General features: G+C 68.2%; 9 protein-coding genes. 3 read left to right on the forward strand and 6 right to left on the reverse strand.

From position 1 onward, the window contains the following. The first annotated feature begins 7 nt into the window (after window positions 1-7). Window positions 8-1,300, forward strand: coding sequence for an MFS transporter (locus ACSHWB_RS25905; RefSeq protein WP_439655871.1), 1,293 nt, complete (start codon window positions 8-10; stop codon window positions 1,298-1,300). Then, the gene (locus tag ACSHWB_RS25910; protein ID WP_439655872.1) at window positions 1,297-2,844 is read left to right on the forward strand and encodes a helix-turn-helix domain-containing protein; all 1,548 of its coding nucleotides are present in this window, start codon (window positions 1,297-1,299) and stop codon (window positions 2,842-2,844) included. Before ACSHWB_RS25905 ends, ACSHWB_RS25910 begins: the two co-directional genes overlap by 4 nt. Here the strand turns inward: ACSHWB_RS25910 and ACSHWB_RS25915 are convergent. The 5 genes from ACSHWB_RS25915 to ACSHWB_RS25935 form a co-directional block, all read right to left on the reverse strand. Then, entirely contained in the window at window positions 2,824-4,290 is a 1,467-nt protein-coding gene (locus tag ACSHWB_RS25915) for an APC family permease (RefSeq protein ID WP_439655873.1), read from the reverse strand. The two genes, ACSHWB_RS25910 and ACSHWB_RS25915, sit on opposite strands and share 21 nt — an antisense overlap. Continuing rightward, complete coding sequence (locus ACSHWB_RS25920) at window positions 4,291-5,760, reverse strand: GMC family oxidoreductase (protein WP_439655874.1); 1,470 nt, start codon at window positions 5,758-5,760, stop codon at window positions 4,291-4,293. Continuing rightward, a complete protein-coding gene (locus tag ACSHWB_RS25925; protein ID WP_439655875.1) occupies window positions 5,757-7,199 on the reverse strand; it encodes an aldehyde dehydrogenase family protein in 1,443 nt (480 codons plus the stop codon). The genes ACSHWB_RS25920 and ACSHWB_RS25925 overlap by 4 nt, the downstream gene beginning before the upstream one ends. Window positions 7,200-7,283: 84 nt before the next feature. Continuing rightward, entirely contained in the window at window positions 7,284-8,387 is a 1,104-nt protein-coding gene (locus tag ACSHWB_RS25930; protein WP_439655876.1) for an NAD(P)/FAD-dependent oxidoreductase, read from the reverse strand. Then, entirely contained in the window at window positions 8,384-8,704 is a 321-nt protein-coding gene (locus ACSHWB_RS25935; RefSeq protein ID WP_439655877.1) for a bifunctional 3-phenylpropionate/cinnamic acid dioxygenase ferredoxin subunit, read from the reverse strand. The genes ACSHWB_RS25930 and ACSHWB_RS25935 overlap by 4 nt, the downstream gene beginning before the upstream one ends. Window positions 8,705-8,823: 119 nt before the next feature. Between ACSHWB_RS25935 and ACSHWB_RS25940 the strand changes: the two genes are divergently transcribed. Further along, on the forward strand, window positions 8,824-9,594 hold the full coding sequence (locus ACSHWB_RS25940) for an IclR family transcriptional regulator (protein WP_439655878.1): 771 nt from the start codon (window positions 8,824-8,826) through the stop codon (window positions 9,592-9,594). On the opposite strand, the gene ACSHWB_RS25945 is transcribed toward ACSHWB_RS25940, so the two are convergent. Continuing rightward, entirely contained in the window at window positions 9,579-10,397 is an 819-nt protein-coding gene (locus ACSHWB_RS25945) for a hypothetical protein (RefSeq protein ID WP_439655879.1), read from the reverse strand. The genes ACSHWB_RS25940 and ACSHWB_RS25945 overlap by 16 nt on opposite strands. Between the last annotated feature and the right edge of the window lie 118 nt (window positions 10,398-10,515).

Below are 10,515 nucleotides of genomic sequence, written 5' to 3' on the forward strand. Positions count from 1 at the left end.
GTTGTCGATGATCAAAAAAGTGGTAGGCGCTTCGCTCATCGGGACAACTGTCGAGTGGTACGACTTCTTCCTCTACGGCTCGGCAGCCGCCCTGGTGTTCAACAAGCTGTTCTTCCCGACCGCGGACCCGCTGACCGGCACGCTGCTCGCGTTCACCACGTACGCGATCGGCTTCCTGGCGCGGCCGCTGGGTGGCCTTGTCTTCGGCCACTTCGGGGATCGCCTGGGGCGCAAGAAGTTGCTGGTGCTGTCGTTGCTGCTGATGGGCGGCGCGACGATGCTGATGGGTGTGCTGCCGACGTACGCGTCGGTCGGCGTGCTCGCACCCGTGCTGCTGACGCTGCTGCGGCTCGTGCAGGGCTTCGCCCTGGGCGGCGAGTGGGGCGGCGCCGTGCTGATCGTGTCGGAGCACGGTGACCCGAAACGGCGCGGGTTCTGGGCGTCGTGGCCGCAGGCCGGTGTGCCGTGCGGGAACCTGCTCGCGACCGGTGTGCTGGCGATCCTCGCGGCGGTGCAGACGGACGAGGCCTTCCTCGCGTGGGGCTGGCGGATCCCGTTCCTGCTCTCCGGTGTGCTCGTGGTGATCGGGCTGTGGATCCGGTTGACGGTGTCCGAGTCGCCGATCTTCCTGGCCGCGCAGGAGAAGCGCGCGAAGGAGCCGGTGGAGGAGAGGGCCCCGGCACTGGAGCTGCTCAAGCACAACTGGCGCGAGGTGCTGATCGCGATGGGCGCGCGGTTCGCCGAGAACGTGTCGTACTACGTGATCACGGCGTTCATCCTCGTCTACGTGGTGACCGGGCTCGGGCTGTCGAAGTCGGTGGGGCTCAACGCGGTGCTGATCGCGTCGGCCGTGCACCTGGTGACGATCCCGGTGTGGGGTCACCTGTCGGACCGGTTCGGGCGGCGGTCGATCTACCTGGTCGGCGCGGTCGGCATGGCGGCGTGGATCTTCGCGTTCTTCGCGTTGCTCGACACCAAGGACCCGGTGCTGATCACGCTGGCGACGACGATCGGCCTGGTGCTGCACGGCGCGATGTACGGGCCGCAGGCGGCGTTCTTCTCGGAGCTGTTCGGGACGCGGGTGCGGTACTCGGGCGCGTCGGTCGGCTACCAGTTGGCGTCGATCGTGGCCGGAGCGCTGGCGCCGTTGATCGCGACGGCCCTGCTGCAGGCGTACAAGTCGTCGTTCCCGATCGCCGTCTACGTGTTGATCACGTGCGTGATCACCGTCGTCGCCATCGCGTTCGCCAGGGAGACCCGTGGTGCGGACCTGGAGGAACGTGACAGGGTTGGGGTGTGACACGACGGCGTGAGGCCGAACTGGCGGCGTTGTTCGAGACCGCGTCCGAGCTCGCGGGCATGCGCGACCCGGACGCGGTTCTCCGCTCGATCGTGCGCAGGGCGCGCACGCTGCTCGGCACGGACGTCTCCTACCTGTCGATGAACGACCCGGCCGGCACCTACATGAGGGTGACGGACGGGTCGTTCTCGCCGCTGTTCCAGAAGGTCAGGCTGGGGCTCGGCGAAGGGCTCGGCGGGCTGGTCGCGCAGACCGCCCGGCCGTACGCGACCTCCGACTACTTCGCGGACGCCCGGTTCAACCACACGAACCCGATCGACTCGGCCGTGCACGACGAGGGCCTGACGGCGATCCTGGGCGTGCCGCTGAAGCTCGACTCGAAGGTCATCGGCGTGCTGTACGCGGCGGACCGGACCCCCCGCGAGTTCCCGGCGGAGGAGGTCGCGCTGCTGCAGTCGCTGGCCGACCACGCGGCCATCGCGATCGACACGGCGTCGTTGTTCGCCACCATCCAGTCGCACAACGAGGCCATGAAACGGGCCGAGGAGGCGCACGACCGGCTGACGGACCTGGTGCTGCGCGGCGGTTCCTCGGCAGAGGTGGCCGCGGCGGTGGGGGAGTTGCTGGGCGGGCACGTCGAAGTGCTGGACGTGGTGCCGCCTGCCGCGGTGCGGGCCAGCGGGCGGGCCGTGCTGCTCGACGGCGTCTGGGTGTGCGCGGTGCTGGCGGGATCCGAGCTGCTGGGCGGGATCGCGCTCTCCGGCCGCCCCGACCTCACGGACGCGGACCGGCGGCTGTTCGAACGGTCTGCGGCGGTGACGGCGTTGTTGTTGCTGCTGCGGCGAACCGTGGCAGAGGCGGAGAACAAGGTCCGCGGCGAGCTGATCACCGACGTCCTGGACGGTCGCGACGCCGCAGGGCTGCTGGCGCGGGCCCGCAGGGTCGGTGTCGAGCTGTCCGAGCCACACGTGGTGCTGGTCGCGGACGGGAACCTCTCCGGGGCAACGCACTACGCGTCCGTCCACCGGGGACTGGCCGGGTCGCGCGGCCGGGACGTCGTGCTGGTGTTGCCGTCCAGGTCCACGGACGTCGCCAGGGAGGTCGCCAAGGCGCTGGACGCGACGGTGGGAGCGTGCGGGCCGGTCGCCGGTCCGGTGGCGATCGCGGCTGCCTACGAGGAGGCGCGGCGGTGCCTGAAGGCGTTGCGGCAGCTGGGCCGTGAGAAGGACGCCGCGACGATGGACGACCTCGGGTTCGTCGGGGTGCTGCTGGGCGACCGGGCCGACGTCTCCGGCTACGTGCGATCGGTGCTCGGGCCGGTGCTGGACTACGACTCCGAGCGCGGCACGGACCTGGTGCACACGCTGGAGGTCTACTTCCGCTGCGGTGCGAACCTCAGCCGTGCCAAGGCGGATCTGCACCTCCACGTCAACACCGTCACGCAACGGCTCGACCGGGTCACGTCGCTGCTCGGCGACTGGCAGTCGCCGGAACGCGTGCTGGAGGTGCAGCTCGCCCTGCGGCTACTTCGCCTGCAGGCCTGAGACGGGCACGGCGTCGCCCGCCGCCGCGTCGGAGTTGCCGAACGGCTTTGCGATCAGCATGTAGACCAGGCCGATGCCGACCACGAGCGTGCCGCTGAGGATCACGACGTAGTTGTCGTACCAGGGCCCGTCCGGGGTGCGCGGCCACACCATGTTCACCATCGCCGCGACGCCGTACGCGAGCGCCAGGACGTTGACGATCAGGCCCCACCTGCCGAGCGTGAACTCACCGGACGGCGTCCAGCCCTTGAGCCGCGCCCGCAGCGCCGCGAACACGACCATCTGGAAGCCCAGGTAGATGCCGAGCGTCGCGAAGGACACGATCTTGTCCAGCGCGTTCGTGGACAGCATCGACGCGATCACGATGACCGCCGGGATGATGCCGGCGAGCGCGAGGGCGAACGGCGGGATGTGGCGCTTCTTGTTGAACTTCGAGAGCGCCTTGTGCCCGAAGATCATCTTGTCGCGGGCGTAGGAGTAGGTGAGCCTGCTGGCCGCCGCCTGCAACGACATCGTGCAGGACAGGAACGAGATCAGCACGACGCCGATCACGATCTTGTAGCCGACCGGGCCGAACGCGTTGGTCAGGATGTTCGTGACCGGGTCGGCGTCCTCGCCGCTGATGACCTTGCCGAAGTCCGGCACCGCCAGCAGCAGCGACAGGCACGCGAACGTGGCCGCCGCGCCGCCGATGTAGATGGTGCGGCGCATGGCCTTCGGGATGACGCGGCCGGGGTCCTTGACCTCCTCCGCGGTGTCACCGCACGCCTCGAAGCCGTAGTACTGGTAGAGGCCGATGATGCCCGCCGCGAAGAACGCCGGCAGGTAGCTGCCCGATCCCTCCGCGCCGAAGCTGTCGAAGAGCACGCCCAGGCCGTGCACGCGGTTGTCGACGAGCAGCCAGATGCCGACGACGAGTGCACCGACGATCTCCGCGGCGAACCCGAAGATCGCGGCCCACGACAGCACCTTCGTGCCGGCGTAGTTGATGAGCGTCGAGACCACGATGATCGCGATCGCGCACAGCACGGTGTTGCCGACGTTGGCCGTGTAGCCGAGAAGCGTTGCCAGATAAGGCCCCGCGCCGTAACTGACGGACGCGATGGTGACCAGCAGGGCGATCATGTAGACCCAGCCGGTCATCCACGCCCAGCGCTTGCCCCACAGGCGGCGTGCCCAGGGGTACACGCCGCCCGCCACCGGGTACTGCGCCACGAGCTCGCCGAAGATGAGCGCGACCAGGAACTGGCCGATGCCCGCGACGACGAAGCTCCAGATCATCGGCGGGCCGCCCAGGGCGAGCGCCACGCCGAACAACGTGTACGTGCTGACCACGGGGGAGAGGTAGGTGAAGCCCAGCGAGAAGTTCGCCCAGGGACTCATGTCCCGCTTGAACTCCGAGGTGTAGCCGAGATCCTTGAGCCTGTCTTCCGCTGTAGCAGTCACTTACGCCTCCTTGATCAGGTCCGCGGCGCGTTCTCCAATCATGAGCACCGTGACCATGGGGTTCACGGTGGGCATGGTCGGGAACACGGACGCGTCGACGACCCGGAGGCCTTCGAGTCCGATGACCTTCAGGTCACCGTCCACAACGGATCCGATGGCGCACGTGCCGGCGGGGTGGTAGACGGTGTGGGCCGCTTTCCGGCCGTACTCCGACAGGGCCTCGTCGCTGGTGACGTCCGGGCCCGGCGCGATCTCCCGCTTGAGCCACGACTTCAGCGGCTCCTGCTCGGCGATCCTCCGAGCGATCCGGAACCCGTCGACGAGGGTCTGCTCGTCGTAGCCGTCGGGGTTCATGAAGTAGCCGAAGTCGAGCTCGGGCTTCTCGGTGGGATCGCTGGACTTCAGCCACAGCCGGCCCTTGCTGTGCGGCCTGGGGATGTTCGGCGTCATGCAGACCCCGTGCTCCACCGCCGGGTAGCCGAGGCGTTCCGTGTTGGTGGTGAAGGGGATCTGGTAGAAGTGGAACATCAGGTCCGGCCGCGGGTCGGACTCGTCGCGCCGGATGAACAGCCCGGCGTCGGAGTCCATCACCGAGTTCTCCGGCAACGGCTTCGTGGTCTCCCAGACGATGACCGACTCCGGATGGTCGAGCAGGTTCTCGCCGACACCGGGCAGGTCGTGCCTGGGCTCGATGCCGATGCTGCTGAGGTGCTCGGCGTCGCCGATGCCCGAGAGCATCATGAGACGGGGCGTGTCGATGGCGCCCGCGCAGAGCAGAACCTCTTTGTCGGCCTCGACGTAGCCCTTGTCGGTGTGCACGCCGATCGCGCGGGTGCCGTCGAACTCGATCTTGCTCGCCCAGGTGTTGAGCAGCAGGGTCAGGTTCCTGCGGTCCAGGATCGGGTGCACGTAGGCGGTGCTGGCGCTGGAGCGCTGGTTGTTCTTCTCCGGGTGGTACGCGATGGAGAAGAAGCCGACGCCTTCCTCGAACGGCTGCGCGTTGAAGTCGTCGATCTGCGGGACGTCGACGGCCTTCTGCGCGGCGGCCACGAAGTCCTTGGCGATCGGGTTCCTGTCCTTCTCCACCACCGGGATGATGTTGAGCTGGACCTTGTCGTAGTACGGCCCGACCGCGTCCCACGTCCAGCCGTGACCCCAGTCGTCGAGGTCCTGCGGCAGCGGCTTGAAGCAGATCAGCGTGTTGTGGCTGGAACACCCGCCGAGCACCTTGGCGCGGCTGTGCCGGATGTGCGAGTTCCCGCGCGGCTGCTCGACCGTCGGGTAGTCGTAGTCGTACTCGGTCTCCAGCAGGTTGATCCAGTTGCGCAGGTTCAGGATCTTCTCGTCGCCGACGTCGGAGGGACCGCCCTCGATGACCGCGACCGTGACGTTCTCGTCCTCGGTGAGCCTGGCCGCGAGCACGCAGCCCGCCGTTCCGCCTCCGACGATCACGTAGTCATATGCGGTCACTGGCTGGAGTCCTTTCGCGCGAACCAGTTCTGGGCTTCAGGCTTGAGGTTCTGGTACACGTGCTTGGGCTCGGTGTACTCGTGCAGCCCGGCGGTGCCGAGCTCGCGGCCGACGCCGGAGCGCTTGAAGCCGCCCCACTCGGCCTGCGGCAGGTACGGGCCGAACTCGTTGATCCAGACCGTGCCGTGGCGGAGCTTCTTCGCGACGCGCTGCGCCTTGTCGAGGTCCTGGCTCCAGACGCCGCCCGCGAGGCCGTACTCGGTGTCGTTGCCGAGGCGGATCGCGTCCTCCTCGGTCTCGAAGCGCTCGGCGGTGATGATCGGGCCGAACGTCTCGTCCTGGACCAGCTTCATGTCCCTCGTGCAGTCCGCGTAGACCGTGGGACGGAAGAAGAACCCGTTCTGCAGCTCGGGTTCGTCCGGCCGCTTGCCGCCCGCCTTGAGCGTCGCGCCCTCCTGCTTGGCGATCTCGACGTAGCTCTCGACCTTGGCGCGGTGCTCGGCGCTGACGAGGGGACCGGACTCGGTGTCCTCGTCGAAACCGTTGCCCAGCTTGATGAGATCGGCGCGGCGCGCGACCTCGTCGACGAAGTCGTCGTAGACGCTGCTGTGCACGATGAGCCTCGTGCCGGACGAGCAGACCTGGCCCGCGTGGAAGAACGCCGCCGTGAGCGCGTAGTCGACGGCGACGTCGAGGTCGGCGTCCGCGAAGACGATGTTCGGGTTCTTGCCGCCGAGCTCGAGCGCGACCTTCTTCACGGTCTTCGCGGCCGACGCCATGATCCGCTGGCCGGTCGCGAGGCTGCCGGTGAACGAGACCAGGTCGACGTCGGGGTGCTCGGACAGCGGCGCGCCGACCTCGGGGCCCGTGCCGAGCACGAGGTTCGCGACGCCGTCGGGGAGTCCGGCCTCCTGCAACAGCTCGAACAACCTGATCGTCGTGAGTGGAGTGATCTCGCTGGGCTTGGCCACGATCGTGTTGCCCGCCAGCAGGGCCGGCGCGATCTTCCAGGAGACCTGCAGCAGCGGGTAGTTCCACGGGGCGATCAGGCCGCACACGCCGACGGGTTCGTAGTCGATGCGGCTGATGACGTTCTCCGGGACACCCTGCACGATCTTCGGGTGCAGCAGGCCCGCCAGGTTGCCGTAGTAGCGGAACACGGCGGCGACGTCGTCCACGTCGATGCGGCTCTCGACCAGCGTCTTGCCGGTGTCGAGCGTCTCGGTGCGGGCGATGTCCTCCTTGTCGCGGTCCAGGAGGTCCGCGACGCGGTTCAGCACGGCTGCGCGGTGCTCGGGGCTGGAGTGCTGCCAGTCGCCGTGGTCGAAGGCGTGACGCGCCTTGGCGATCGCTGCGACCGCCTGGTCGCGGGTCTGTTCCTCGACCTCGGTGATGACGCTCTGGTCGAAGGGGTTGATGATCTGCCGCACCGGCGACACGGACTGCCTCCCTGGTTCGTGTGTCCACGAAGGACACCGGGGTATAGCCGGTCGCCGGTGGGCGTAAACCGTGACGACCGTCTCCTACTTGAGATTCCTGCGCAGTCGGGTGAAAAGGCGTGCGTTGCTCATCGCCACGATGCCGACGATGTCGTCCGGGTTGTCACCGTCTCGATAGGTCGCGACGAACTTCCTGTCCTCGATGGACCCATCTTCTACGCGAACGTCCTCCGTCGCTCGCCCGATGAACTGGATCCGCACGCCGTACTGGTCCGACCACACGTAACCGCCGTTGGTGTGCGTCGCGACGGTCTCGCCCGCGAGCAGGTTGCGGGTGGCGATCTGCGCCTGCTCGGTCGCCGACGTCCAGTGCTCGGCGCGGTGCCCCGCGCAGTTCGCGACGTCGCCGACCGCGACGATGTTGCGCACGTTCGTGACGCCGCCCGCGTCGCACACGACGCCGTTGCCGAGGGTGACGGGTCCACCGGCGAGCCAGTCCGTCGCCGGGCGCGTGCCGATGCCCGCGACGACGACGTCGGCGTTGATCAGGCGGCCGTCCGCGAGGTTGATTCCGCCATCAACGTTGACTGAGTCAACATTGACGCCAGTGATCAATGTTGATCCGTGGTCGCCGTGCAGATGTCCGCACGCGGTGCCCATCTCGGCCCCCAGCACGCGCGTGAGAGGCGTGGGCAGTGCCTCGACGACGGTGACGTCCTTGCCGAGAGCGCGCGCACTGGAGGCGATCTCAGCCCCGATGAAGCCGGCGCCGATGACACCGATGTGCTGCGCGGTGCCGAACGCCTCGCGCAGCCTGATGGCGTCGTCCAGTGTGCGCAGCACGTGCGTGCCGGGGATCGTGCGCGGCAGACCGCCCGTGGCGATGACGATGCCGTCGGCCTCGACCGTCGTGTCGTCGCTGAGCGCGATCTCCTGGGTGGAGAGCAGCGCTGTCGCCCGCACGCCCAGGCGCCACTCCGCGGCGAGTTCGTCGAGGTCCTCCTGGTCCGCGAGCGGCACCGCCTCGACCTTGCCGAGGAGGAAGTCCTTCGAGAGAGGAGGCCGGTCATAGGGGAGATGGACCTCGTCGCCGATGACGACGATCCGTCCGTCGAACCCCTGCTGGCGCAGTGCCTGCGCCGACCTCAGACCGGCGAGTGAGGCGCCGATGATCGCGATCGTCTTCACGCCACGTCCTTGTTCACTTCGGCATCGACATAGACCACCCCATCTTTCACGCAGACGGGATAGGTCTTCACCGGTCTTTTGGCGGGCAGACCTGTCGGCTCGCCGGTGCGAAGGTCGAAGCTCGCGGCGTGCAGCGGGCATTCGACGAAGCAGCCCTCCAGCCAGCCCTCGCTCAGCGAGGCGTCCTGGTGGGTGCAGGTGTCGTCGATGGCGCGGACGTCACCGTCGGCGTTGAAGACCGCGATCGGCGCATGAGGGCCGACGATGCGCACCGCCTCACCTGGGGGCAGGTCCATGAGAGCGCAGGCGCGGATCATCGTCGGCCTCCGTTGCGTGACGCGGCACATGTTCCGAATGACGCAACACAATGTGAGCCTCGCGCGACCCGCCGTCAAGAGCTCAGCGGGTTGTTTTGCCTGCCGGTTACTGTTGCGCGATGAGCAACTCCGACTCGGCAGCTCAGGTGCAGTCCGTGGACAGAGCCATCAGCGTGCTCGAACTGCTGGCCCAAGGTGAGGCCGGCATCACCGAAATCGCTGGTGAACTAGGTGTGCACAAGTCCACGGTGTCCAGACTCGTCTCCGTGCTGGAGGCGCGTGGCCTGGTGGAGCAGCTCGGTGAAAGGGGCAAGTACGCCATCGGTTTCGGGGTCGTCCGCCTGGCCGGTGCGGCCACCGGACGGATGGACCTGACCAAGCTCGGCCAGCCCGTCTGCCAGTCCCTCGCCGACTCTTTCGGCGAGACCGTCAACATCGCTGTGCACGACGCCGGCGTCGCCATCAACATCACCCAGGCCCGCGGCTCCGCGGCCGTCTCTGCTGTGAACTGGATCGGCCAGCGCACACCCCTGCACGCCACCTCGTCCGGCAAGGTCCTGCTCGCGTACCTGCAGCCGGACGAACGCAAGCGGCTGGTGTCGTTGCCGCTCGACTCCTACACCGAGAACACCGTCGTGGACGCCGCACGGCTGCTCAAGGAACTGGAGGAGGTCGCGGCGCAGGGGTACGCGGCGTGCTTCGAGGAGCTGGAACTGGGGCTGCACGCGGTCGCCGTTCCCGTGCGCGGGCATCGCGGTGAGGTGGTCGCGGCGATGAGCGCCTCCGGTCCGTCGTACCGGTTGTCGCGGGACCGCGTGGACCAGATCGTGTCCACGATGTCGTCGGCGGCGGCGGATCTCTCGGCGCAGCTCGGCTACTTCGCGGGCTGATCCCACAAGGGGACCCAGGTCCAGTCGGCCACGTCCGGCCAGGAGGTGCGGAGGCGTTCGGCGAGCGTGCCGCCGAACGCCACCGACGACTCGTGCGAGGCGTACGCGATCCAGTCGAGCGTGTCGTCGGTCCAGATGCCCTCGGCGCCGGTGTAGACCGGTGCGAACTCGTCGAGGTCCAGCAGGCAGCCGGGATCGCCGTGCTCCCGGATCTCGACGACCCGGCGCAGACCCATGTCCTGGAGAGCCTCGCGGACCAGTTCGAACCCGTTGCCGTCCCACATCGCGGCCGAGTCGACCACGAGCACGTCCCGCGGCACGTCCTGGGTGATCAGCGGATGCCACATGGTCCGCCGCGTGCCCCACCGGTCAGCCAGCCTGCTGCGCCACTGCTCCACCTCCTCGTCGCTGAACACGCGCCGGTAGGGCAGCGGTTCGACCAAGAGGTCCTTCGCGGCCAGCCAGCTCTTGACCGACGTGCGGAACAGGTCCCGTTCCTCGGCTGTCGCCTCCGCCTCGATCGAGTCGAGATCGGTCGTGAAGACCGAGTGCGCCGACGTGGCGGCGGCGAGAGCGGTGGCGAGCCGGGCCGGCGGCGGCAGATCGTCGGGGTCCAGGCGTTCGACCTCTCGCAGTATCGCGGCCACCACGTTGTACCGGGGGAAGATCCGCTTCTCCTCCTCGGAGTAGCCGCCGAAGCGCCTCCGGGCGGCGTGCGGGAGAGCCTCGTACTCGGCGTGCAGCTTCCCGTTGCGGCTCATCAGGTACCTGCGCGCCATCGTGTGCAGGGCCGCGGACTCCATGCCCGATTGTGCGGTGGATGTCCGGTCGCGCGCACACGATTTCCTCGATCGCGCGAACGGCGGTATTGACAGCCGGACGCCCTGGCCGCAACTTGTTGCAGATAGCGGAACGAGTTCT

It is taken from the genome of Lentzea sp. HUAS TT2 (genome assembly GCF_051853195.1).
Classification (GTDB): Bacteria; Actinomycetota; Actinomycetes; order Mycobacteriales; family Pseudonocardiaceae; genus Lentzea.

What these genes read in the sequence shown, in the direction of transcription:
- ACSHWB_RS25945 (WP_439655879.1), bottom strand. Translation starts at nt 10,397, where the DNA reads ATGGAGTCCGCGGCCCTGCACACGATGGCGCGCAGGTACCTGATGAGC.
- ACSHWB_RS25905 (WP_439655871.1), top strand. Translation starts at nt 8, where the DNA reads ATGATCAAAAAAGTGGTAGGCGCTTCGCTCATCGGGACAACTGTCGAG.
- ACSHWB_RS25935 (WP_439655877.1), bottom strand. Translation starts at nt 8,704, where the DNA reads ATGATCCGCGCCTGCGCTCTCATGGACCTGCCCCCAGGTGAGGCGGTG.
- ACSHWB_RS25940 (WP_439655878.1), top strand. Translation starts at nt 8,824, where the DNA reads ATGAGCAACTCCGACTCGGCAGCTCAGGTGCAGTCCGTGGACAGAGCC.